This is a genomic window from Calothrix sp. CCY 0018 (genome assembly GCF_963920925.1).
Classification (GTDB): Bacteria; Cyanobacteriota; Cyanobacteriia; order Cyanobacteriales; family Nostocaceae; genus Rivularia.
Window position 1 is genome coordinate 1 of sequence record NZ_CAWUDI010000063.1, and the last position, 26484, is coordinate 26484.

Below are 26484 nucleotides of genomic sequence, written 5' to 3' on the forward strand. Positions count from 1 at the left end.
TGCTATTGCTAGCATCAATTTTTTGTTCAACTTCATCAAATTTACTTTGGGCATAATCTTTGATTAGTGAGTTGATAGTTTCAACAGCATCAACAAAGTCGGTGAATGATTCGCTAACAGTTTGGGAGATATCTGTGATTTCTGATTCGCTTAGTTCAATACCCAATGATTGGGCTTGTACTGATATCAATTGTTCTTTTTGTTGATTGGTAATTGCGGTTGTATTTTCCGTTCTTTGTGTAGTTTCTGATTCTGTCAAAGCCTCTGTTAAATTTTCTGAACTGGGAATTTCTAGAGATTGATTATGTTTATCAATCAAATACTGTACCCCTGCTTTTATTTGTTCTTGAGTGGGGTTATCTAAGTCATCGCAGCCTATAATTTTTGCAGCTTCTAAAAAATCGCTTTGTGAAAAACCCTGATAATTCTTCTTGTACAACCTTGTCCTAACGTTGTTCTGAAATTTTGTAGTAGCCATGTTGTTTTTCTCCAGTTACTCCACTATCAATTCAAAAGAATTAACTCTAATCGTTGTTTTTTTATTCAAACTAGAGCCATATTCATTCAATAGCTAAAACTTCAATTTTAGGTTTAGGCGTGTTTATTTTTGAGCCAATAATGCGCTTATTAAATGCCCATTTGGCAGCACCAAGTGCAACTAATGCAAAATCATCGTTATTGAACTTTTTATTAGCTGAATAAGACAATCCACAGCGACTAAACCAGTGATATTTTGTACTTCTAGGTATTTCTTTTATCTCTAATGTTTTTGTCAAGTCGTGTAGAAAGGAGTCACAGGTAAAGGTTTGATTGCTATTTCTATACTTATTAAAAACTTCCCAACACTCTTGAAAATCTTCACTTGTAAACGAAAATCGCTTATAGCGTGACTTAAATTGTGCAACTGATTTGACAATCGCTTCACAGTCAGGATTTTCTACTGCAAACCCTAAATGGCGCTTCATCGAAGCAACCAACCTGTACCAAGTTATATCCGAGATTTTCTTCCCCAAAGTCTGCTCGTAAAGACTTCTGAGCTTCCTGTATTTTCTTAAGTAGTTATTGTTTGCCATACATTAATTACTACTAGTACTAAATAGATATACGGTGATGATGTATCAGGTAAATGACTATCCGCAAATTCTTAGTTATCAGGTACGTCAATAACTTTGAATCATGTATCAATACCCTTGGACACCTATCTGATAACTTGGACGACATTTGGTACCAAATCATTTTTACAAAACTTGAAACAACGTCTGGAAAAGAGTTTTCAATGTTTTGATGTAATTAGACTCCTCTCATAAGTACCCATAGCCAGCACCTCCGCTCACTTTTTCATGATTTCGTTCATAGGCTTTTAGACAATACGAATCTGTCCCAAAAATAGGCTGTAGTTTTGGCAGCGTAAGGATTTTGGGCGAATAAGTTCTATCAATGGTAGGATAACATCAGGTACATCAAATATCAACTGGTGCATCAAAAAGCTATTTGGTAAAAGTTAGTAGCATGAAGGCGCATAATGTCTACTGAGTAGATAATTTATGCCTTTGAATGCCTACAAAGAAACCTAGAACTACCGTTACTTTTGAGCCAGAAGATCATGAGGAATTGCAACGGTGGGCTGAAGAAGAGTTCAGAAGTGTACCGCAGCTAATCCTCGCAATAGTAAAAAGAGCATTGATTGAACGTAGAGAACGCAAACAAAAAGAAGAAAACAAGTGAATGTAGCAAAAATAAACCCTTTAGACCTGCCATCGTTACCATTAGTTGAACGTTTACATTTGCCTAAATGCTCAGCTGTTTATTTTGTAATGCAGCATGAACGTGTTTTGTACATTGGTCGAACCATTAACCTTGCTCAAAGATGGGCAGCACATCAAAAATGGAGCTATCTAATAAAGCTAGATACTCCTGTGAGGATTGCTTGGCTTGAATGTAGTGATAAAAATTTACTCGTTCAAATTGAAAAAGCGCTGATTCAAGAGTTTGAGCCTGAACTTAACGGAAAAAACTGCAACCCTAACTACTCGCAAATTACAGGTCTTATCCCGAAGCCGCTAGCTCAAAGATTTCGAGTTTATTGCGTTGAAAACGAACTTCAACTTACTAAAGCCTTACAGATTGCCATTCAGGAATTCCTAGATAAAAGAAAAAACCAACCCCCCTCAGTCGAAAACTAGACGGGGAGAATAGAACACATGAACTATTGCAAGATTGACCCACTTAAATTGCCATCGCTACCATTAATTGAACGTTCACAGATGCCTTCACAGCCATGCGTATACTTTGTTCCAACGGACAACTGCGTTTTGTATGTACATTGGACGAACTGTTAATCTTGCTCGCATTGTGCCTATGCAGCAATATTATTGACCTTCTTCGCCGGGAACCTATTTTCTATTCTTTTTGCAATTTCTTTTACCTTTGCTCCCAGGCAATAGTATTATAGGAGCATTAGTTTTGTTCAGGCAGAACAATTTTTGCTGCAACACTCAGGAGCAGCAAAAAGTAAAATTAGTTCTTATTAATTGATAGGGGCTTTAAATTATTTAAGGAGGTTGTAGTTGATTTAAAACGTTTAAAGGACAAAAAAGCTTAAAGTAAGCGGATTTTGCCCTAAAAATTGAATATTGCAACGGAGGGTTATATCTCAAAGAACCTAATCAGTGTGGATTGCTTGCAGGCTTCTATTACTGTTTAAGTCTTGGCAAGAGATGACTCCGCTTTGTGCTACACACATCTTATTACAAGTTGCGTCTCTGTGTACAGCTTTTTTTGCCACAATTGGACATTTTTTTTAATCGTAAGATTCCGGCGAAGATAGAAGACTGACGTAGATAGTTGCACAAAAATGCGGAAATCCTCCATTTGGAAAGCTTCAGTAACCAAAACAAGGAGGAAGTATGTATTTGTAACAAATTAAACCATTTTTATATGTCAGGGAATCATGACTTTAACGCAAGAAAAAGCTGGGTAGTTCGCCTTGTGCTTGGTTAATCCCGTTCCGTGTAACTAAGAAGAAAACACCAGAAAACACCGCAGTAAAGCGGTAGTTCGCCTAGTCTCATCCGTTCCAAAGACCGAAAAAAAACCGCGAGACGATTAGTAGTCGTCTCAGCACGCTGGAAAAATACCCCAGCAAACCATTTAAAATTCGTTTTCATTCTAAGTTGCACTGAACGAAATTAACCAAAACAAGTTAGGCGGCTACCCCGATGAAACGAACATCGGAGCAGCCATATGTATTTACCAAAAAATCCAGAAAATCCAGAAAATAACCGCTTTTCCAGCCGTTCGGCTTCTGAGAACAAAAAACTTAAACCTCATTTACCCGCCAACTCCGTGGGTAAACGCTACGTAAATTACTTCTACCACCCAAGAAGTGCAATAGTAGCCCCCGCACCGTGCGGAGAAAAAAAACCAGCATGGCGTACTATTAGCTATTACCTCCAAGCTTCCACACTTTGGAACTATCATCAAGACTCGTCCAAACTGGTGGGTATCCGCTTTGGGAACTACACGAAATTCGGCGTAATTGATCTAGATAACGGCGGCGACTACCACAACCCAGAATCCGTAAAAAAAATCCAACACGCCCTAGAAGACATCGGCATCACCGATATAGTCCCCATACAATCCAGCTATAGTGAGGGCTACCACCTAATAATCCCCTTTAAAACCCAAATACCTACCTTCTCGCTCGCCTGCGCTTTAGAAATAGCATTAAGAAAAGCAGGTTTGAGCATCCGCCAAGGACACCTAGAAGTCTTTCCCAACGCCAAACCCTACGGCAGCAACACAGTCACCAACTACAACGCCATCCGCTGCCCCATGCAGCCCCATAGCGGTGCCTTACTCCTAAACGATGACCTGCAACCAATTAGCGACAGCGTAGAAGTCTTCTTGAACCACTGCGACCATGCAGCACGTCGCCAAGATTTAACAAAACTTAAAAGATTCGCCAGAAAAGCCAGAAAAACGATAACCAAAGAAAGGTACAGCAAATCTTTTTCTAAAGATGCTCTTTCTTGGCGTACTGACTGGGAAGAAATCATCGCCACCGGGTGGACGGGAAAAGGACAAACAAACACCTATCTACAAATCCTTGTAGGCTATGGAATAGTATTTTTGGGGTTAGAGTACGAAGAATTAGTTAAATACGCCTTAGAAGTCGCTACAAACGCCCCTGGCTACACGGAATATTGCGGACACCAACATGAAATAGAATCTAGGATACGTCAATGGGCTAGAAAGAGTACCAACAACAAATGGTATTCCAAGTACGCCAGCTACCCAGAACGCCCCCGTGGAACCTTTGCAGCCACATTCGCGGGCATAATTACATCTGGTGGGAATACTAGAAAACCCAAAACCAAAGATAACGTAATACCATTTGACCGACGTAAAGCGCAGAGCGAACGGCGCAGCCAGGAAGCTCAGAGACGCATTCGTTGGTCGGTAAAAGCATTGGAATGGAGTAAGGGCTTACCCGAAGGAATAACCGACCGAACTTTGGCAATAAGTGCTGAATACAAACGTAGTTTTGGTAAAACCATTTCTAGAGAAACGCTGCGGAAATATCTCCACCTGTGGCATCCGAATTTTTATGTGGAAGACCCCTGGGCAGAAAATAGCTCAAATGCTTGTCAGACGGACAAGTACGGGTATTTTAACCAGCAAATAAGCGTTGACCAAAATAAAAACGCCCAAAATCCAAGCCAGATGGGCGAGTACGGGTATTTCTCCTATATGAAGGTTTTGTGCCTGCCTCCCGCAGACGCTTCCCCGCAGGGGGAGTCGTCTGCTTCCGAGATGTCTGATGAAGTTGATGGAGCGGAAATTGAAAATCCAGATGTTAATGAAAATGTAAATTTTTCTAACAATTTCAACAATCAACCAAATTCCGCAATCCAAAATCCAGAAATTGAAAATAGTTTTAATAATTCAAGTAACGAATTCAATTCTGAGATTGAAAATCCAGAAAATGAAAATGTAAATAATCTTAACAATTCCAACAATTTCAACAACGAATTTACTAATTCAAATGATTCATCAGAATATTTAAATAATTCTCAATCGAGAGAAAATAACTCTAATAAGCATTTTAAATACCCACAGAGCGGCGGCGCGGCTGAAAATGTCGATAATCAAAACTTATCAATCAACCTTGATGAAGCCGATTGTGCTGCGTCTTGTGAGAAAGCTATGCCACCAGAACCTGTGGAAAGCGCCGATAGGGCTGTGGAAGCTGGTGTTACTGCATTTGAATCAACAGCTGATACTTCCCCAGAAATTGAGGAATTGAGACGAGCTACCAGGTTGCGGCTGAAAGCATTGTCCGATGCCCAGAAAGCGGTGAGGACTTATTGCGTGATAACAGGACGATTGTTACTAGGGCAAGAGCGATCGCGGAAGGAGCAAATCGCCAAGTACCAATTCTACCTGGATTCGGGATGCTCCGTGTTGGTAGCAGAGGCAGAAGCTTGGGCAGCTGTTAATCCTGGGTGCCTGCCGTTTAGTTTGGAGTCGGCATTCAACGAGCGTGCTGATGAATGAAGCGTTACAGGTGGGTGCCCATAATTACCAAATCACATCAACAGGATACCGAGTAACTTGAGTATCTACAGTTACAATCGGCATTTTCTCCACTTGGCTTTGAGCAATGATTATTCTGTCAAAAGGGTCACGGTGAAAGTCCGGTAAATTTACTACTTGTAAAGCATGAACCATCTGAATCGGTAGACTGGAGAATCGATTCATTGTCAACCGACTCGGAATGTAAGTTTCTGGCGGCTCCGGTAAATTCAGTTTTCCCAAACGTACTTTGATAACGATTTCCCATGCACTCGCAGCACTTAAGAACAATACATTACCCTCGTCGGCAATTATACCGCGAGCAGTAGATGAAAGTCGGGAATCGTCTGTAACCCACCATATAAATGCATGGGTATCAAGTAATGCTTTCATTGTGGATGTCTAGGGGATTAAGAAAGTCGTTCAAAACATCCTCCGGTAGGGGTTCGTCAAAGTCAGGAGCGATAACCACCTTACCACGGTCTAATCCTGGAATTCTCGGTGATGCCTGCCTCGTAACAGGCACAATACGGGCAACGGGATTGCCAGCTTGAGAAAGAACAACTTCTTCACCCGCCAAAACTCGGCGGAGTAGTTCTGCAAAGTCAGACTGATTAGTAGGAAGTTCTGTATTATACATTGACGGATACCCGCTTATTGTTGCGACTAGTTCGTGCCGTTGCGACTAAGAAGGCGCTCACGTAGTTGAGAGCGTACAACGACGCTTACATTTGAGTTTAACGGACACTTGGGAAACAAAGCTGTCCCCTATATGTTATTCACATCCATTCTTTGGTAAGTTTACAATCTAAAATTGCACCACAACGAACGGTAGGGGAATGGGGATAAAAATAGAGCTGATTCACGTTTATATTAGATTTGGATAGTTAAATGTTAAAAGAACTTCACCTCCAGCAAGTTGGTCCAGCCGACCATTTTGATGTTGAATTTGCCGATAGACTCAATATATTTACAGGCGATAACGGTTTGGGTAAAAGTTTTTTACTCGATGTTGCTTGGTGGGTAATCACTGGAAACTGGGTAGAACAACCTGCTTATCCACAACGAAATAAAGAAGGAAACCCAAAAATTAATTGCCTAGTTAGCACCGAAGAAAATATAAAGGAATATCAAAGTAAATTTGATTTCTCAGAACAACAATGGCGTAATTTACAAATGCCTTCCTTGTTAAAAGAGGTAATTATTTACGTGCGTGTTGATGGTGGTTTTTCTGTTTTTGACCCCGCACGTAACCGGGATAATGCTTATAATTTTAATCCAGATGCACTTTGGAACGGCTTAAAATCAAATGGTAAAGTTCTTTGTAACGGTTTGATTCAAGATTGGGTTACATGGCAAAATCAACCCAATAAATATCCCTTTCAACTATTTTCTAACGTTATTAAAAAACTTGCACCTCATCCCTCGGAATGGATAGAGATTGGAGAACCAACGCGAGTTTCTGTGGAAGACGTGCGCGATATTCCTACAGTTAATCTACCTTATGGTAACGTTCCTGTCACTCAAGCTTCTGCCGGAATGAAGCGGATTTTGGGACTAGCTTATCTACTAGTGTGGACTTGGTACGAACATAAAAAAGCTTCTGAACTGCGACAAGAAAAGCCAATAAATCAAATAGTTTTATTAATAGATGAAGTTGAATCTCATTTACATCCTCAGTGGCAAAGAGTAATTTTACCAGCTATTTTAGCTGTGGCATATGAATTACAGCCCAGTATAAAAATACAGGCTTTAGTAACTACCCATTCTCCACTCGTACTTGCTTCCTTAGAACCAGATTTTAATGAGTCAGAAGATAGATTGTTTTTATTTGAATTAGAAGAATTAGAAGTCACTCTTAATGAAATACCTTGGTCAAAACAAGGAGATATAGTTGGATGGTTAACATCAGAAATTTTTGGACTTAAACAAGCTCGTTCTAAAGAAGCAGAAAATGCAATTGAAGCCGCAGAAGCCTGGATGCGCCATGACGATTTGAATGCTTTTCCAGAAAACTTGAGAACCCACTCACAAATTCATCTTCAATTACAAAGACTTTTACCCGGACACGACCCATTTTGGGCGCGTTGGATAGTCACATCAGAAAAAAGAAATTCTGCTGGTTTGTCGGGGGTTTAACATATAGATGATACCCTTTGAACCTCCACCAGAACCACCAGATTTTGATAAAAAAGCACGGCAACCAGGAAATGCTTGGTTGGCAAAAAATTCCGACCCCAAAAAAGGAACTAGGGATTATTGGTCGCCTTTTAAAAGTAATTTAGCTGATGGCTTTAATAATCTTTGTGCATACTCAGTAATGTACGAACCAGTTGGTACTGTAGAACATTATCTTAGCCGCGATAATTATCGTAATTTGGCTTACGAATGGAGTAATTTACGCTTTGCTTCTGGTTGGATTAATAGTTGCAAAGGTACGCTTGATGACCAAGTACTTGACCCTTTTGATTTGGGAGATGATTGGTTTGAAATTCTGCTTCCTTCTTTACAGTTGGTGTTAACAGATAAAGTTCCCCCGCAACAACGTCAAAAAGCACAATTTACTTTGGAACGGTTGCGGCTGCGCGATGATGAACGAGTTCTGCGTCAGCGTCAATCATGGTATCAATTATATTTGGATGGAGATTTAACTCTACAAGGATTAGAAAAGAAAGCTCCCCTCATCGCCCGTGCAGTTAGAAAACCTTTCTCAAGCAGATTCTCAAGAATAATATCAATTACCTGTTCAAAGTTTACTACTAAAAATGACTTTGCAACAGAAACATTTATACTATAAATCAGTTATTATAGGAAACGTAGCATAACAAAATTTAAAGAAAATAAGTGCTGATTCATTGCTGATAAAATCAATATTATATAATTACTTGTGTTTTTTATTTAGCTGACAGTAAACATCAAATTTTATACTAATTATTGTTGCGAATTTTTTTTTCTAACTCTAGCAGTGCGTTAATGTTTTTGATGTCGCTCGGTTTTATATTGCTATCTATACATCCGTTATTTACCCGTAGAATAACTGCGAACCTATCTTCATCGCTAACAGTAACTTCTAGCAAATCTAAAGCTTGATAAATTTTATAAGATGTAAAATCACGCATTTTTACATATAAGCGAGAATTACCTCCAGGCGATTCTCCACCAAATTTTTCAACAAGTTCGGACGCGATACGTATAACTTCTTGTTCTTCATCAAGAAATTTCTTTAAGTTCTCCGTTTCAAAAAGTTTTGGTTGTTGTCGTCGCAAGTTGCAAAACAACGCCCACGCTAAATCATCTTTTTTGATGTCGTCTTTATTAGGCGTAGAAACATCAAGATTACCCGATTGTTTAATATGGGTTAAATCCACATCCCACAAACAAATTCCAGCAACTTTGCAGTTAACAAATACCGCTCCCTCTACTATCGCTTGTCGTAAATTCGCATCGCTTAAGTCTGTTCCTGTAAGGTTAGCATTGCTAAGATTAGCTTTAATTAAACTAGCTTGACTCAAGTTTGAATCCGTTAAAACTGCATTACTAAAATTGGCTTCATTAAGAATTGCTTCAATTAAGTGTGAATTGAGGATAGCAGCATTACTGAGGTTACAAGCCCTCATATCAGCTTGACAAAAATTTGCATTTCGCAGATTTGCACCACTTAAATTAGCGCCAACAAGGTTAGTTTGATAAAAATTAGTTGCAAATCCCTTAATATTAGTCAGGTCAGCACTCGCAAGATTGTATTGACTTAAATCAATATAGTTAATCTCGCTCAAATCGACACTTCTTAGATTGGGCTTAATCTCCGGATGTTTTTCTCTCCACTGGTTCCAGGTTGCAGCCCCTTTTCTCAGAATTCGCAAGTGCGTTTTATCGGCTGAGTCCGGTTCTTTCTCAAGATTCGCCCACTGTTGGGCAATAAGTTCGTTAATTGAGTCGAGTTCTGATGCACCCAAACTTCTGATTTTAAGGGCAATATCTTCTAATACACTGGCGGGGGAAGTAACATTTGTACCTACATATTCGTAGAAGCGCCCCACCTCCATATCTAGTAACTCCGCTAATTTTGACCAGTATTTGCGGTCGGGTACTGTCAAACCACGCTCCCAAGAAGCAACCGACTGCTGCTTAACGGGAGGCGAGAACAATTTACCAAACTCCCTTTGTGAAAGGTTTATCTTTTTACGTATATCTCGTACAAGAGAAGGAAATATTTCTTTCTCGTGTGAATCCATGTAATCTCCTCAAAGCAAATACTTTTAGGCGTATTAAAGAAGCGTGATAGTTCCTTTATGAGCCGTACCCGATAATTCTTGTACTATGTAATTTTTCGGAATGCTTTTAATTAAATAAGAAAATCTTCACAGTTTTAACTTGTCGTATTTAATAAAACAGTCTTAAACTGTAATTACAGAATTACAAGTAAAGCCTGTTACGTGTATCGTCGTCTGACATAACCGTACATAGATACGCCCGCGTTACAGTGTCACGCCCCAGCCACGGAGCGTATCGCTGTGGTGGATGCGTGTGGCAATACCAATTTACACTTATATTTGACATTGAAGTATGACTAAAATCATAGCCGAATTTAACCAAGCTGGTGGGGTCGCGAAAAGCACGCTTACCCAAAATTTGGGCTATCACCTTTCTCTGCGAAATCGTCGCGTGTTGCTTGTTGATATGGACCCGCAAGCAACGCTAACAACTTTCATGGGTTTAGTTCCTAGAGAGTTGGAAAAAACTATCTACGACGCTGTAGTCGAGGAGCAGCCCTTGCCAATTCATAAAGATATAAATGGCATGGATTTAGCACCAACAAATATCGCGCTATCGTTGGCTGAGTCTCAGCTTGTTAACGCTGATATGCGGGAATTACGCCTACATGAAGCACTTGAACCCATTAAGAATAACTACGATTATATCCTGATTGATTGTCCCCCCAGTTTAGGGATTTTGAGTTACATTTCGCTGGTTGCTAGTAATTACATTCTCGTCCCACTTGAGACGCATTTTAAATCACTTGAAGGAAGCAGCGAACTATTAAAAACTGTTGCAAGAGTTAAATCAAAAATCAACCGCGATTTACTTTTAGCAGGCTTCGTTCCCACAAAATACGATAGCCGTAATTCTCACGATACAAGAGCGTTAGGAACTATTCAAGAAACTCTATCCCAAGTTGGAAAAGTGTTTCCTCCCGTGCCAAGAAGTACGGCATTTACTGATGCTTCTGAAAAGCGAATGCCCCTCGCCATGCACGCTCCCAAACATCCAGCAGTTAATGTGTTTGAAGAATTAGCTAATGGTATTGAATCAATTTAGGCGATAGGAGAAGGTTTGAATGTTCGCTCTTATAAGCTGACCATTTGGATTTGAATAGATAAGCTCCGCGCACGTCCCAAAATGTAATTTAAAGCTTTATACGGTACGAACACGTAATTGATAAATGAAAGTACAGTCGCAACCCTCAATATTATGAAAAAAAAATTTATAACTTCTAGTCTTGATAGCGGAATTGATGCACTTTTAGAATCGAATTTTAATTCCTCTGAGGAGAGTAAGTCTGCCGACAACAATTTGGATTCAAATCAAGATATTGCAGATACAGGGCAGAATTCGCAGAAACTGAGAACTTTATCTATAGAAAAAATATTCCCAGATAAACAACAACCCCGCCGTTATTTTGACCCCGAAAAGCTTGATAAATTAGCGCAATCAATCCAAGAAAATGGAATCCTCGAACCACTAATAGTGCGTCCCCGAACAGATGACACCTACGAACTAATTTGTGGCGATCGCCGTTTTAAAGCTTCTCAAAAAATTGGTTTGAAAGAGGTTCCGGTTAATGTACTCTTCCTTGACGATAACCAAGTTAAGGAAATCCGCCTGATCGAAAACTTACAACGGGAGGATTTAAACGCCTTTGAAGAAACAGAAGGTATTCTGGAATTGCTTGCAATCAAACTGGAAATGCCAACTGATAGTGTAGTATCCCTACTTTATAAGATGGCGAATGAAGAAAAAGGAAATTCTAACCAAAACGTTTTGGTTAGTTCCAAATATCAAATAATCCAAAATTTGTTTAACGCCCTTGGTAGGTTATCTTGGCAATCGTTTGTTTCCTCAAGACTCCCCTTACTCAAGTTGTTTCCAGATATTCAACAAGCATTGAGAAATGGTTTGATTGAGTACACAAAAGCTAAAGTTATTAACAAAATTAAAGACCAGTCGCAGCGTGTAGATTTTCTAGAACAAGTAATATCCCAAAACTGGTCTTTAAGAACAATAAAAGAAAAAATCTGCGCTCTTAATAATACCCAAGCTTCAACAGAAGAAAACCAAATATCAACAGAAAATGGTGATTATCCAAAGCGCGTTACGTCTGTACTTAATCAAATTAAAAAGATGCGTCTTTGGTCAGACCCCAATAAGCGCTCGAAATTAGAACCTCTTATCACCCAATTGGAACAACTTATAGCAGCTAATTCAGCTTGATATTTTTTTCAAAATTACGCGGAAGTTAGTACAGTCATGAAATAGTTTTGTACTGTCTTCCCCATATTTGTTGTTCTATTAAGCGTCGCACGTTAATAGCGGAAACTGATGCTGCGCCAAAACCAAGATTTAATCAAATGCTATAAAAATGTCCAATCACCATTCAAAAATTACCAAGATATTAAATGCTTGGCTAGATTTTTTCTACTTAGAAAACCTCTGTCAAGCGCAAATCAATGCTGCCGATGATAGCAAACAAATCTTTGATAAAGGTATTTCTATCATTGGCGACAATCTCTCATTGCATGAATCTACTTTCAAGCAACTCAAACAAGAATATCAGCTATTTGTTAAAAAAGGTAAAACTAATGATTTTAAAATAGCTGTGACGTTTCCTTCTATTTGGCGAGTCATTGATAACAGTCGCCGCTTTTATCCTCTATTTGCGATTGATATTTCTGCAATATTTACGGGTAATTATCGCGCTAAAGGATGGGATTTAATTAGTTGCAGCTTTCAACCAATCATTCCTAACTTGATGGAATTTTACGAGCTAGATGAAGAGGAAGCAGAAAATTTAGTAACGCTTGAAGGGTTAAAAGTATTTTTGGAAACGACTTTTAAAAAACCTTTTCATACCCTACAAGATTTTGTTGACTTGATTGAAGTACCTCCCAAACCGTTCACAACCAAGCGCAATCCTTATTTATTTCAGTGCAGTTTGGGAAATTGGAATTACAACTTAAAAAAAGATTTGCAGAAAATTCTGGACACGCAACATTATTCATGGGCGCAACCGGGACATCCTGCTTACGAATATTTGTTTGGGAAACCAAACGAACCAATCCATGAAACATTGTATAGTGGCGCTTTTCCTACCCATCCCCCAACCGATTCGCAAGCCGCAGTTCTCAAACACGCTCAAAACAATCCTCTTACCGCAGCTTTTGGACCACCAGGTAATGCTAAAACAACAATTACCTTACACCTCATAGCGCAGCAAGTAGTAAAAAGGGCGGTACATTTAGCACAAACAGGAGAAGATATAAGCAATCTAACCTTAGTTACCAGTACTAATAATCGGGCAGTAACTAATGTTGAGGAAAGATTATCCTCCATAACAGGAACGGAACGCTTTTGTTTGTCAGGAGGTAGCAAAGAGTTAATTAATCAACAATTACTGCCCAAGTTACAGGCTGCGCTTGATTGGTTGCAACAACAAGGTTTTGACGCAATCAAATTAGAAGAAATATCTGCTCAATTGCTAGCAGTAGAAAACCAAATTCAAAATCTACAAAACCAAGACCAATTATACGTGCAACAACAAGCTGCTGATAAGAAATTGTTGTCGCAGTTGAATGTAGATATCCAAGTGTTGACAGAAGAAATAGCCGACCAGGAAAGAGGAGTTAGTACAGATTTTTCTCAGTTACTAGGGAGTAATGGTGATTCCCATCAACTCAATCTGCAACTTTTTAAAACTGACTATTCCCAATACCCATTTGATGCCTACTTGGAGATAGAACCGCATCTAAATAATGCAATTCGTGCGCTGTATTGTACTAAAAACGGATTAAATAACGGCAGAAATAATAATTGGTGGACAAGATTCCAACGCTGGTTAGTCAAACTCTGGCGAAAATTGACTAAAACTACTGACCGACATATTCTTAAACGGCTGTACCAACAAATTGAAATTCCCATATCTGCAACTCTGGCGACACCTTTTCCATTTCAAATGCCGTTGACGCGAGAATCGTTAATTGCTGCAAAATCTGCCCTTACCGAACAGTTAGAAGCTGCAAACCAATGGCGCGAACATTCGGGAAATATGTCAAATGCCCTTCGTCGTCTTGAAGAGATGAAAACTTGCAAACTACAGCTTGAAGAGAAACTTGCATCAATTCCCACCCAACACAACTGCACCCCCAGTAACACCGAACATCATCACTTACAAGTGCAATTGTTTGAACTATCGTGGCAATATCTGCAACTAATCGCCTTACAACGCAATTCGGAAGTAATCAACTCCATCAAAACTTATATCGCCTTTCTCAACGGCGAATGGGATGCATTCCGCACCATAGCACGCGATTGGCGCAATATCTACCGCAATCTCAGCCTTATATTCCCCGTATTTACATCAACTCTGCATTCAATCCGCAACCTCTTCCCCTACCCCGACAGCGGTTGCATCGACCGGGTAATTGTAGACGAAGCCGGGATGATACCACTCCACCAAGCGTTTCCGGTGTTAGTGCGCTGCAATCAAGCATTGTTTGTGGGCGACCCCATGCAACTCGAACCAGTAATGAATTTAACCCAGCAAACCCTAGAACAGTACTGCAACCAAGCTTTTAATGCACGGGGACTAACAGCAGAATATTACGACCTCTACAGCCCTACAGCTACCAATACCGCCACTGCTTATCACCGGGCTGCTGGTGCGAGTGGAAAACCCGGAGACATGGGACAAGGGATTATTCTCAAAGAACACTATCGCTGCGTAGAGCCGATTATTTCATATTGCGATCGCACTTGTAATTACGGCATGGTTGTCAAAACCCCAGATAAACCATCGCTGCTTGGCTCCAACCTAATTGCATACCACGTGAGCGGTGAATACGAATCCCACACTAACCCGGCTGAAGTCTTGGCAGTGGAAACAATTGTTGCTCAACTACTTGAAGCGGGCTACTGCATTAATTCACCAGACAACGATAAAACGATAGGAATCATTTCTCCCTACCGCCGTCAAGCAAACGCGCTCAAATCGCACTTGCAATCAGTTTGGCAAGATTTTTCTCCTGGCAGTATTGGTACGGTTCATACTTTCCAAGGAGGCGAAAAATCAGCGATTATTCTATCAACTCGCCAGTGTCGTCCGTCAGATAGTCTGTGGTTTATCAACCGCCGTCCAAATCTACTGAATGTGGCTGTAAGTCGTGCTAAGGAGTTGTTTATTTTGGTCGGCAATTTGGAGCGTTTAGAACAAGCAGGTGGCTATTCTAAAATGCTTGTCGAGCATATTAATCAGCATGGGGAATTACGTAATATAGCGCATCCGCGTCATGCTGCTTGAAGGTAATTTGGGTGAATGTTTTACCAAATCGGAACAGCGCTTGCAGTGAGGCTTACGCGAACGTAATTCGTAATTAATTTATGAAACATAGAAACGATTATTTTATCTCAGTTTTCTGCTCAACTATTCTCTAGAAGGAATAAGAAGGATTGAGACAAGTTAATGGGGATTAATACCTTGCCTAAAAAATATGTAAATAAGCTCGTCGGATAAATTTTAATTTTTGTTCTGTTAGCCATCAGTAGCGCGTTTCATCTACCACTAATAATTGCCTTTACCAAGTTCTGTTGTTTTTTTGTGAATTAATTCCTTCTTCCAGCTTCTGTATTAAATTCCGCGTCGTAAATAGCGCTCGGCATCTGCCATTTTCCCCGCACACGAGCGTTGCGCTAGCTCCTTCTTTAAACCCAAGAGTGTACTTATTACGGAATTTATTTAATTCCTTCTAATTCCTTCATTAATTATCTATTTTTATTGTAAATAGAAGGATTGAGAGATATTGAAAGACGCTCTTTACTGACTTACGGTTTAATAACCCCAAACTGATAATTTATTTGAAGAAGATAAATATAGTTGGTGCTTCGACAATTAAATAAGTCTTTATGAGCGGATTATTTAATTACTGTACATACGCGAGCGTAGGTGCGCTACGCACTGTGGTTTTATGCATCTTACGAATTACCTAGCGTCAAACAGAAGCGCCAATGAAACATTTATAAAAATTAAGAATTTAATAATTATGGCATACGCAATTTTTTTAACGAAAAAACTAAAAACCGGCGGACAAATTGCGGGTTCTGCTAGTCACGTTCAACGCGATAGAGAAACGCCCAATGCTAATCCCTATAAAGAGAATGTTTGGTTAATGGGTAATCCCGAACAAAATTTAGTCGAAGAAACCTTTAATCATATTGGCAACCAAACTATTCGCAAGAATGCCGTGCTGTGCGTAGAACTAGTTTTATCTGCATCTCCAGAGTTTTTTCGTCCCAGTACTCAAACCGAACCTGGTGAATACGAACAATTACAATTAAACCGTTGGCTTAACTTCAACAAGCAATGGTTGCAGGAACGGTTTAGCGTTACGTCTGAAGGAATCTCCGTTCCGCGCAATCGCATAATCTCAGCCGCCGCTCACTTGGATGAGGTTACGCCCCATATCCACGCGCATATGGTGCCAATTGATAAACGCGGTAAACTCAATGCCAGTGCGTTTTTCGGTTCTCCTAAATTGTTACGGGAATGGCAAGATGATTACGCTCAAGCGATGAAACCCCTTGGTTTGGAACGCGGGATACGGGGAAGTAAGGCGACGCATATTGATATCGGACGATATTACACTAATATAAATTCTCCCCAAACAGATAATATTTTAGTACTGCGCGATAAAGCCAGGGACAGGGATAGAGCGGAACGTCAGCGTCGGGAGATGGAAGCAACCGCCCTTGCAAAACAAAAAGAAGCTGACGAATTAAGAAGACAAAACCAACAGTTACAGCTGCAAATTGAGCTTCAAAAAAAGAAAATAGAAGAGTTATCCGAATCGCCCTATGATATTTCTTTAGAAGATGTAGCCTATCAACTGGGCTTCGAGCGCGATAAAAATAAGTCTTCACTTTGGCTTAGTGCAGATAGGGTACTAGTAATTAACGATAATAAATTTATTACTAAGTCTGTTAATTCCTTTGATTCCAAACAAACTGGAGAAAATCCCATCGATTTAGTACAAACAGTTTTGGATGTAGAACAACGTGAAAGCATTGGTTGGCTTGCTTCTCAGTTTGGAACTGAAACGGCGATCGCCAACTTTATGAAGAAGATAAAACCAGACATTCTCCAATACCCTACACCTAAATTCCAACCACCTTTCTTTTCGGAACCGAAATGGCAGCAAGCAAAAAGCTATCTTACCAACACCTATGGAATTAGCGACAAAGTTTTAGAAACAGAGCATTCCCACAATCGTATCTATGCTGACAATCAAGGTAATGCTGTAATTAAGCACTATTTAATCGCCCCCAGTAGAGAACAGTTAAAGCAAGGAACTGTGGTGACGGGAGCCAGTATTTTAGGTGAGAAATTCAATGGAGTGGCATTAGGTTCCAGTCGTACAGAAGGCTGGTTTGGTATAGGATTCGACGAAGGTAAATTACACCAAGTTGCTCTAGCAGATTCGCCGATTGAAGTGTTGTCCCTTGCATCGCTCAACCCCAACCCCAAAAAACCAACGGTATTTCTAACAGCAAATGGTTCTATTTCAGAAAGTCAGATACATTTACTGCAACGCATTCAGTCAAGTGGTGGCGAAATTATTTTAGCTTATAGTGCTACATCTTCTGGAGAGAAGCTAGCCAAACAAGTATCGGAACAACTAGAAGAAACTCGTAGAGTCAAACCTCAAGCAGGTGAAACTTGGAATGATGATTTACGACTTCTTCGCGAGCAGCTTCAACAAGAGAGGGAAAGACTGCAACAAAGACAAAAATCGGTTAAGCGAGGTATTGAATTAGATTGATACGAAGCGGGGAGCCGCACCTGTGAACGCTGCGCTAAAACAGGCGATGCTGCCCCCGCAATCCGCTATATTACTCGTTTACTAACGTTATTTCTTTTATGCGGGGCATCACAACGCCCGTTTTTCACAGGTGCTTTTAGCTACAAAGTGCGGAATGTTTGTTATAAATGGTTGTAGCCTAAATACCATAACTGTTGTATTTATAAACACGCCACATCGCACGGAACCGTGCGATAGTACTTAGGTATTTTGAGAAAGCAAGTAATAACGATAACTACTATTGAGATAATATTGCTAGGATTATAAAAAATTTAGTCGTGTAAACAATCTGTTGCCAACCGCGCTGCAACTGCTTTTCTATTGCTGCACAAACTCTGTGTCGTAGTTAATCTTTAAATGACTTTTGCCTAAATCGGCAAATCATTAATATTTCATGTGTTATCAACGCCACCACAAATGCGGGAACCGTTTCATTCAGGACTGTATTGAAGCCCAATAGTCGCCAGCCTAAGCCCGTAAATAAACCTACCAGCATTGTGCTACTTAATGCCAGGTGGTGGGTACGTCTGCCAATAAGGGTAATAAACATCGCCGGACCAACAGAACCTGCTATACCACCGGAAGCAAACAACGCCAGATTGAATACAGTAGAAGTGGTAGAAAGGGTAAGTATCACCACCAAAATACCGACCACCAAAGTCATAAACTGCTGAAATTTTACTCCATGCTTTCTAGCCATTTTATGATGCCAAGCAGACGAAATATCTCGCCCTAAAGCACTGGAACATACCAGAATTTGAGAATCTGCTGTCGAAGCCATAATTGAGAAAAAACCCGCTAAGACAATTCCCACTAAGATTGGGGGGAAATTTTGAATGGTATAGATTGGCAAAGCTTGTTCTGGGTCACTAATGTTGGGAATTAAAATGCGACAAATAGCACCAAATAAAGTCATGGCGATCTCAATAGAATAACCAAACAGCATATATACCCATCCTGCTTGCTTGGCATCTTGGGGACTGCGTGCAGCCATCAGACGCACTAGAAACTGAGGTTGACTCAAGTTAAAACCAAGCCCCAATGCAGCAAAACCAATAACATATAAGATAGTTTGCCACCAATTTAAGTCGCCAACAAGACTTAACATTTGCGGTTCTATTTGTTTAAGCTGAGTGATAATTTCAGTAAATCCGCCTCCTGCGATCGCTACTACAATCAGCATGAAGTAAGCGACAAAAATAACTATAATTGCTTGTACTACATCAGTCCAAATCGAAGCGCGAATACCACCAGTGATACAGTAAGCTAAAATTACTGCTGCTGTGATAACGACTCCCCACTCTCTGTTAAGTCCAAAGAAAATTTCTAGTATCTTGGCTGATGCTGAAAACTGAGCCGCAGTACGTACTCCGACAAAAATAATTGTAAGTAGTGCGACAATCGCTGCAATTAAACGACGATGTTGAGGTTGGAAAAAATTAGCTCCGAGAAATTCTGGTACTGTCTGAGAATTTTGGGTGCGAGAGATATTGTTAATCCGCTCGGGAAATAAATTCCAAAAGACTAAATCTGCCAAGATAAAGCTTAAGGTTATTAGCAACCCTTGGAAGCCTATAGTATATCCCAAACCAACTCTGGCAGTCATAGCCACACCACTAAAATTGGTTGCGCCAGCACTTAAACCAACGAAATATTTACCGAACGAACGATTTCCTAATAAGTAATCTTCCTCTGTATTGCTTGAATATTTGGCAGCAATTACACCTATCCAAAGAAATACTGCTAAAAAAACTATAAACGTACAAACAACTATGATCGAATTCATTATTGATATGTTAATTTTTTTAATTCATCCTTGACATTTTATTATGCGGAATGTGGGTTTTATATTATGTCCGGTTAAATACTTGTCATTGTTTACTGCGTGAAGCATTCGGCGTTCACGCCTTGGTGCGGCTCAGAGAAAGGTTCATCGCAGAAACTTTGAAATTGCGTCATTCCACTTTGTTCCACTCGCTGCGGACGTATCGTAACTGCGGATAGCGGACATGAGATTACATCAATTCATCACTTGTGCCTGTGCTTGCTCCAAGCTTGCTCGTAGTTGTGCGGCTAACTCCTGTGCGTGCGGCTGTTGCATCATGGTCATATGGTTCCCAGTCACAACATGAACTTCTACATTTGCAGAAAACTCGTTCCACCCCAAGGCAGGTTCTTTTAAAATCTGTGTCAACTCCTCAGTAGCATCCTTAAGTACATCAACCTCCCTAGCACGGAAAAGCACGATTCGAGGAAGTTGCACCTGCTGTGGCAAATAAAGACGATAAGCTTGATTGTTAGCCTTGTAAACTTGCACCAATCCCTGAACTGACGTTATTCCTGCATCAAGTGGCAACAAATTAACTCGTATCAACTGTTCTTTGAGATAGTGCAATTGCTCCTCAGTAGTCTGGTCAGCAAGAGTTTCTTTGGATACCTTCAAGTTAAGGGAGAACGTGTATTCAATGAAGCTGAAAAAATTAACCATTAAAGCTGCATCATCAACATCAACACTAATCAAGTTCTTATCAAGAATTGGCGCAACAGCGTCGATAATCGCAAGTAGAGCAACGGAATTCCCCTGTTTCTGTAACCTCGTCGCCATCTCAAAGGCAACTTGACCGCCAAAGGAATGCCCTCCCAGAAAATATGGTCCTTCTGGTTGCACAGTTTGTATCGCTTGAATATAGTAAGTAGCTATATCCTCAATGTGGGTATGGGGCTGCGATTTCCCATCAAGACCGAGTGCTTGCAGACCGTAGAACGGTTGGTTAGTTCCTAGATGACGCGCAAGCTCATATAAGTATATAATATTTCCGCCAATTCCAGGTACGCAGAAAAACGGCGGGTTGTCACCACCAGACTGAATCGCTATTAAAGGAGACCAGGGTAAGGAATCTGTTGAGGAGCGAAGACAACTAGCCAGCTGTTCGATAGTAGGATTAGAGAAAAGCGTTGCTAGGGGCTGATTTTTCTTAAAATGCTGCTCTATGAGAGCCATTAGGCGCATAGCTAAAAGAGAATGGCCTCCCAATTCAAAGAAGTTATCCTCAACTCCAACAGTGGAAAGCTGCAAAACCTCCGACCAAATTCGCTGTAGTTGCTGTTCAACTGTGTCGCGGGGGGGAACAAAACCCTTTGAGTCATCTGGTTTCGTATCTGGTGCTGGTAAAGCACGACGGTCTACCTTGCTATTAGGGGTAAGCGGCAGAGCATCTAACATCACAAAGACAGATGGTACCATGTAATTTGGTAGTTTCTGTTTGAGAAAGTTCCGCAATTGATTTTTGATTGAGGAATAGTCACTCACGACCACATAAGCTACTAAACGCTTGTGACCGGGGCTGTCTTCGCGGACGATAACAACTGCTTCTTCTACTTGAGGGTGTGTGGTGAGTACAGCTTCAATTTCTCCCAATTCGATGCGGAAGCCGCGAATCTTCACCTGATTGTCGATGCGCCCTAAAAACTCAATACTACCGTCGCTTAGGTACCGGGCTAAGTCGCCAGTTTTGTAAAGACGCGCAGATGGTTCGTTACTAAAGGGATTGGGGATGAATTTTTCTGCTGTTACTTCTGGGCGACCCAGATAACCCCGAGCCAAGCCAGTTCCACCAATGTGCAATTCTCCAGGAACACCAATTGGGACAGGTTGAAGGTGACTATCTAGAACATAAGTACTAACATTAGCGATAGGGGTTCCGATGGGCACACAAGAAGCAGCAGGATTATTGGCTATGAACTCGGACAATTCATAGTAAGTAGCCACGACTGTTGCTTCCGTAGGTCCGTAGCCATTGAGCAATTGCGGAGGATTCACCAATCCCTTCACGCAACGTTGCCACAGCTTTAAGGTTTCTGGCTTGACTGCTTCTCCCCCAACAGAAACCACCCGCAAAGATTCTGGGAGTGTCTCTTCTGCTGCTGCCAGTTCCACCATCACCTGATGCCAGTGGGATGTCGGCCAATCCATCATTGTTATTTCCCACTCGCGGCATTGTTGTATAAATCTGCTGCCAGACATCAGCATATCGTCAGTCCGTAGAACCAGTGTTCCGCCTACCAAAAGGCAAGGAAAAATTTCTACCACAGCCCAATCAAAGGCAATAGAAGCAAACTGAAGAACGCGGTCTGACTGTGTAATATTGTATACCGCTATGGCAGACAAGACAAAATTTACAAGGGAGCAATGCTCTATCATCACTCCTTTTGGTGAGCCGGTAGACCCAGAAGTATAAATCACATAAGCCAGGTTACTGGGTTTAACCTCAGTGAGTGGATTTTCTTTACTTAGAGCGCCGATATTTTGCCAGTTGCTATCTAAGTATATTGCCCGTGCTGCACTCACAGGCAACAAGGATGCCAATTTTTCCTGAGTTAGCAGCACAGACACCTGAGAATCACTTAACATATAAGCCAAGCGCTTAGAAGGGTAAGCTGGGTCTAAAGGCACATAAGCACCACCGGCTTTGAAAATTGCCAACAATCCTACTACCATTAAGGGCGATCGCTCTACACAGATTCCCACCAAAACTTCTGGTTCCACACCTAGAGTTTGCAAGTAATGTGCTAGTTGATTTGCTTTGGTGTTCAACTCCTGGTAAGTTAGTTGCTCTCCTTCAAATACCACTGCCACGGAATGAGGGGTTTTTCGTACCTGTTCTTCAAACAACTGGTGGATACATTTATTGAAGGGACACTCTTTTGTAGTGTTGTTCCACTCCACTAATAACTGATACCTTTCTGACTCGGTTAGCAAAGGTAATTCCACAACTTTTTGGTTAGGCGCTTCAACAATAGCTTCTAACAAAATCTGGAAATGAGTTATCATCCTAGCAATCGTAGTGGAATCAAACAGGTCGCTGTTATATTCCCACGACCCCATTAATCCCTTTTTTGTCTCCCAAATCGCCAGGCTCAAATCAAACTGAGCCGTACCCCGCTCTACTAACTCTGGAGTTAGGGTAATACCGGGTAACTCTAAAGTATCGAGCGAGAAATTTTGTAAGGCAAACATCACCTGAAACAGGGGATTGTAGCCAGGGGAACGTTCTGGCTGTAGTGCTTCTACTACTTGTTCAAATGGTACGTCTTGGTGCGCGTGAGCATTTAAGACAACAGAGCGCACATGAAGGAGGAATTCAGAAAAACTAGGATTCTCTTCGAGCTGAGTACGCAACACCAAGGTATTGACAAAACAGCCAATTAGTGGTTCTATTTCTGTGCCGCTGCGGTTAGCAAAAGGAGAGCCAATACAAATATCATCTTGACCTGTGTAACGATGGAGTAAGATTGCAAAAGCCGCTAGCAGGGTCATAAACAGCGTAACATCTGACTTTTGGCTCAAGGCTACTAGTTGCTTAGTTAAATGTGGGTCGAGTTGAAATTCTTTAGTAGCACCACAAAAAGTCTGAACCGGGGGGCGCGGATAATCGGTTTGCAACTCCAACAATGGCGGTACGTCAGTTAACTGTTGTTTCCAATAGTTTAGTTGCTTTTCCAAAACTTTCCTAGTTAACCATTGCCGTTGCCAAACTGCAAAATCAACATATTGTATCGTTAACTCTGATAAGGGAGAAGGCTTGCCAGCAGTAAAAGCTTGATAGAGAACTCCTAACTCTTTGAAGAATATCTTTATTGACCAGCCATCTGTAATTATGTGATGCATAGTCAATATCAACAAGTGGGACTCAGGCTCAAGACGTAGCAAGGTAACTCTTAACAAAGAACCAATGCTTAAGTCAAATGGTTGGCGAACCGACTTGGTAACTACCTGTTGCACTTCTGTTTCTAGTAAACCCTGCAAGTCCACCACGGGCAAGGTTATTGTGAAGGTGGGGGCAATCGCCTGCACGGGGATGCCCTGTACCGTAAGAAAGGTAGTCCGAAGGACTTCGTGACGGCGTATAATTTCGTTGATACTCTGCTCCAAAGCTGTCACAGAGAGTGAACCGATAATCCGCACAGAGAAACTTGCATTGTAAAGCGGGCTTTCCCTATCCATTTGATAAAGAAACCACATCATCTGCTGAGCAAAAGACACAGGCAAGTCTAGTTCTCTTTCGACTCTTACAAGGGGTAGGTTAATATTACTTGCGCTCATGTTGCTAGAACGCAGCAATGTGACAAGCTCTGTCTTATGCAATGTCAACAAGTCACGTTGCTTTTGTGTCAGTGTTCCCTTTGGAGAACGAACGCGCAACTGGTCGCCATCAGTCCATAATTTCACACCTAGATCGGAGAGTTCAGTTAAAAATTGATTAAGGTTCATAAAATAAACTCTTCCGTATCTTCACTAACTTCATTTGATGGTGAAACCGATAGCTTTATACTCTCCAAAGTTAGTTGCTCAAGCGATAGCTCTACTAATTGGGAAATGCTCAACCCCTGCAGAATTTTCATTGTGGACACGTCCACCTTCATCTCGCTCATAAGTACATTACTCAGATCGATTGCCATTAAAGAATCAAGTCCCAGTTGAATTAGCGATTGCTTTAAATCTAATTCAGCGATAGAAACTTCCATTATTCTTGCTACTTGTTCTTTAATACGAGTCTCCAACAACTGCTCTTTTTCTGCTGATGTTGCCGATATTAGAGCGTTGTGGTTTAAATTTTCTTCACTAGTATTAACATTTGGTTTGATTTCATATTCAATTAAAATTCCATTGCCCAAATTATCAATATCTTCTGGACGGTAATTCGGAATTACTCCCTTAATGGTGGCTCCACCCTGCTGGTGGAAGCGCAAAATTGGATCTAGAAGCTGCCCTAAATCATTTTGCTGACGAATGTATTCTGTGATGGGAATATGGGCATATTGAACATAGTTTTTGCAACGAGTTACGCATACCACACGCTCAATACCGCCTTTTAGGACACACAACTGAAGCATAAATTCCATTAGAGCGTCACCATTACCCATTACCTGCATTTCTGGAAGGATATTTATACCGAGAAGTTGGATGACTGAGCCAAGCCTTGTATGCAACGACGGAACTTTCGCATAAGTCGTCTTGTTAAGTACATCAGTACTGTTTATCCTTTGGGAATAAATGACTCCCACAACTTGACCGTCCATTTCTAGGACACAATGCCCGTTCGGGAAACGCTCGATCCGTTGCCGAATTTCATCAGACGATGCTCGTAAATATTCTGGGCAACACTTGTTTTCTAAGTTAACTAAAGTCAGCAGGTCTGACAAATGTGGGTGACGAATTGTGTAAGGTCTTTTCTCGAAACAATTTAGCGTAATACGGGTGAAAGGAAATGTCTTCGGATATCTTTTGGACAACTCAAACTTCGGGAATAAGCCGACTTCCGCCGCTGCCATGAGAAAAACATCTGCTTCTACGAGATGCTGCATTGAAAATGCTTGATAGGCATCGAAATGCAAATTTATGCTTTTATCTAAAAACTTGCTTACCACTTCCGGTTCTAGACAGTGGACTTCCAGAATAACTATACCGTGCTTGGTAACTACTCTTGACCATCGTTCGAGGTGTTCTACCAAACTCTGCACCATTACATGGGGAGGAATTAGCTCTCCTGATGGATCTACATAAACACCTTGGTATAGTAGCCCAGAGCGATCCTGCACCCGATCTAAATTCTGAGGAGGAATAAAGGGGCGGTCATGATCGAGAAAGGAGCGAATGTGAAGGATGTTTTCTGGGTCGTGAATGCCATGTTCTTTCAAAGAAGTTATCATTTGCTCCGGGGCACCAATATCCCCCTGCAAAACCAGATGGGGAATATCGGCTAGTGTGCGTGCAGTTGCATTTATTGACGCTTCGTTATAATCTACGCCGATCGCGCACAGGGGATACTGCTTGAGTACTTTACCTCTGGCAGACTTTGACTGTATCGTTTCGTACACCCGCTTTAAAAGAGTTCCATCCCCGCAACCCATATCCACAACATACTTTGGCTGCTCTTCAATTGGCAACCGATTGAAAATAGATAGGATGACATTCTCTACATCTGCAAAATACTTTTTGTGTTGAAATCCACTAGCTACCACGTTTAGAGTGCGATCGATGTGGCTTTCGTGACCTAAAGCATCTCTGTGGAATACAGCCTGACAATCGCCAAATAGGACATCCGTCATGCGAGATAACATGGGAGTGTAGGAAGCTGTGGTTCCGGTAATTAACGCCCGATCTACTATAATTCGACCCACATCGGTGAGACAGAAACGATCTTTTTTCTGATGCGCCCACCCAAGGCTTACAAACTGTTCGTACAATTCCTCGCGTACAGGAGCGCTAAATTCTGAGAACAAGGATTTATCTTTGTCTTCTACAAGTAGGTTGTGTTTGTCAAGCGCGAGCAAAATAGGTATGAGCAGAACTCCATCTAAGAAGTCTGCTATCATCGGGTTGTCAACATTCCACCGTTGGCAGGAAAGTTCGATCCAACGTTTAAGAAAACCCGACTGCTGTCCCATTAAATAGGACTCTATTGGCAAGTGGTATAAGTCGAGGATTTCCTCTGGTATCTCCTTGTGAATATCAGCTTCATCCGTTAGAGAATACTGCTCGGCTTCATTTCGTTCAAGCCAATTGAGCGATTGCATCATCCTCAAAGCCACCTGGAAATGCCCACCGTTTGCCCCCAACAATTCAACAATTTGCTCTAAAGTCAGTGAACCTTGATGCGCCAGGAGTTCAAATAGACCCTTTTTTTTACAAGTCAAAATTATAGGAACGGCTACAAACCCGTGCAGGTAACGATTGATTACATCTAACATAATTTTTCCTATTTATTAAAAAAGACGA

General features: G+C 41.0%; 17 protein-coding genes. 9 read left to right on the forward strand and 8 right to left on the reverse strand.

Annotated elements, in window-relative coordinates:
- Positions 1-478: hypothetical protein (locus tag ACM03V_RS30705; protein ID WP_414624602.1), on the reverse strand; the 478-nt coding region annotated here is incomplete at its 3' end.
- 82 nt (positions 479-560) lie between these two features.
- Positions 561-1073, reverse strand: a complete 513-nt coding sequence (locus ACM03V_RS30710) for a hypothetical protein (RefSeq protein WP_414624603.1) — start codon at positions 1071-1073, stop codon at positions 561-563.
- A 481-nt stretch (positions 1074-1554) separates the two neighbouring features.
- Here ACM03V_RS30710 and ACM03V_RS30715 point away from each other — a divergent pair, with 481 nt between their 5' ends.
- The 3 genes from ACM03V_RS30715 to ACM03V_RS30725 all read left to right on the forward strand — a co-directional run bounded on the left by ACM03V_RS30715 (position 1555) and on the right by ACM03V_RS30725 (position 5559).
- Entirely contained in the window at positions 1555-1725 is a 171-nt protein-coding gene (locus tag ACM03V_RS30715; protein ID WP_414624604.1) for a ribbon-helix-helix domain-containing protein, read from the forward strand.
- Positions 1722-2183 carry a GIY-YIG nuclease family protein gene (locus ACM03V_RS30720; protein ID WP_414624605.1) on the forward strand — a complete coding sequence of 154 codons (462 nt, stop codon included), beginning with the start codon at positions 1722-1724 and terminating at the stop codon, positions 2181-2183. Before ACM03V_RS30715 ends, ACM03V_RS30720 begins: the two co-directional genes overlap by 4 nt.
- 1060 nt (positions 2184-3243) lie before the next feature.
- Complete coding sequence (locus tag ACM03V_RS30725) at positions 3244-5559, forward strand: hypothetical protein (protein ID WP_414624606.1); 2316 nt, start codon at positions 3244-3246, stop codon at positions 5557-5559.
- Between the two features lie 24 nt (positions 5560-5583).
- Here the strand turns inward: ACM03V_RS30725 and ACM03V_RS30730 are convergent, their stop codons facing one another.
- Positions 5584-5970, reverse strand: coding sequence for a type II toxin-antitoxin system VapC family toxin (locus ACM03V_RS30730; protein WP_414624607.1), 387 nt, complete (start codon positions 5968-5970; stop codon positions 5584-5586).
- A complete protein-coding gene (locus ACM03V_RS30735) occupies positions 5954-6217 on the reverse strand; it encodes a type II toxin-antitoxin system Phd/YefM family antitoxin (RefSeq protein ID WP_414624608.1) in 264 nt (87 codons plus the stop codon). The genes ACM03V_RS30730 and ACM03V_RS30735 overlap by 17 nt, the downstream gene beginning before the upstream one ends.
- A 251-nt stretch (positions 6218-6468) precedes the next feature.
- Between ACM03V_RS30735 and ACM03V_RS30740 the strand changes: the two genes are divergently transcribed.
- On the forward strand, positions 6469-7716 hold the full coding sequence (locus tag ACM03V_RS30740) for an AAA family ATPase (protein ID WP_414624609.1): 1248 nt from the start codon (positions 6469-6471) through the stop codon (positions 7714-7716).
- Positions 7717-7723: 7 nt separating this feature from the next.
- A complete protein-coding gene (locus tag ACM03V_RS30745) occupies positions 7724-8374 on the forward strand; it encodes a hypothetical protein (RefSeq protein ID WP_414624610.1) in 651 nt (216 codons plus the stop codon).
- A gap of 130 nt (positions 8375-8504) precedes the next feature.
- Here ACM03V_RS30745 and ACM03V_RS30750 read toward each other — a convergent pair whose 3' ends face one another.
- On the reverse strand, positions 8505-9812 hold the full coding sequence (locus ACM03V_RS30750; protein ID WP_414624611.1) for a pentapeptide repeat-containing protein: 1308 nt from the start codon (positions 9810-9812) through the stop codon (positions 8505-8507).
- A gap of 331 nt (positions 9813-10143) precedes the next feature.
- Between ACM03V_RS30750 and ACM03V_RS30755 the strand changes: the two genes are divergently transcribed.
- The 4 genes from ACM03V_RS30755 to mobV all read left to right on the forward strand — a co-directional run bounded on the left by ACM03V_RS30755 (position 10144) and on the right by mobV (position 17666).
- Complete coding sequence (locus tag ACM03V_RS30755) at positions 10144-10896, forward strand: ParA family protein (RefSeq protein ID WP_414624612.1); 753 nt, start codon at positions 10144-10146, stop codon at positions 10894-10896.
- A 153-nt stretch (positions 10897-11049) separates the two neighbouring features.
- Positions 11050-12069, forward strand: a complete 1020-nt coding sequence (locus tag ACM03V_RS30760) for a ParB/RepB/Spo0J family partition protein (protein ID WP_414624613.1) — start codon at positions 11050-11052, stop codon at positions 12067-12069.
- A 148-nt stretch (positions 12070-12217) separates the two neighbouring features.
- Positions 12218-15151: an AAA domain-containing protein gene (locus ACM03V_RS30765; RefSeq protein WP_414624614.1), complete on the forward strand. Its 2934-nt coding sequence runs from the start codon at positions 12218-12220 to the stop codon at positions 15149-15151.
- Positions 15152-15890: 739 nt separating this feature from the next.
- Positions 15891-17666: a MobV family relaxase gene (mobV, locus tag ACM03V_RS30770; RefSeq protein ID WP_414624615.1), complete on the forward strand. Its 1776-nt coding sequence runs from the start codon at positions 15891-15893 to the stop codon at positions 17664-17666.
- A 385-nt stretch (positions 17667-18051) separates the two neighbouring features.
- On the opposite strand, the gene ACM03V_RS30775 is transcribed toward mobV, so the two are convergent.
- From ACM03V_RS30775 to ACM03V_RS30785, 3 genes are all read right to left on the reverse strand, one after another.
- Complete coding sequence (locus ACM03V_RS30775; protein ID WP_414624616.1) at positions 18052-19491, reverse strand: sodium/proline symporter; 1440 nt, start codon at positions 19489-19491, stop codon at positions 18052-18054.
- Positions 19492-19725: 234 nt separating this feature from the next.
- Positions 19726-23976 carry an amino acid adenylation domain-containing protein gene (locus tag ACM03V_RS30780; RefSeq protein ID WP_414624617.1) on the reverse strand — a complete coding sequence of 1417 codons (4251 nt, stop codon included), beginning with the start codon at positions 23974-23976 and terminating at the stop codon, positions 19726-19728.
- The gene (locus ACM03V_RS30785; protein ID WP_414624618.1) at positions 23973-26456 is read right to left on the reverse strand and encodes a GNAT family N-acetyltransferase; all 2484 of its coding nucleotides are present in this window, start codon (positions 26454-26456) and stop codon (positions 23973-23975) included. The genes ACM03V_RS30780 and ACM03V_RS30785 overlap by 4 nt, the downstream gene beginning before the upstream one ends.
- Positions 26457-26484: the final 28 nt, after the last annotated feature.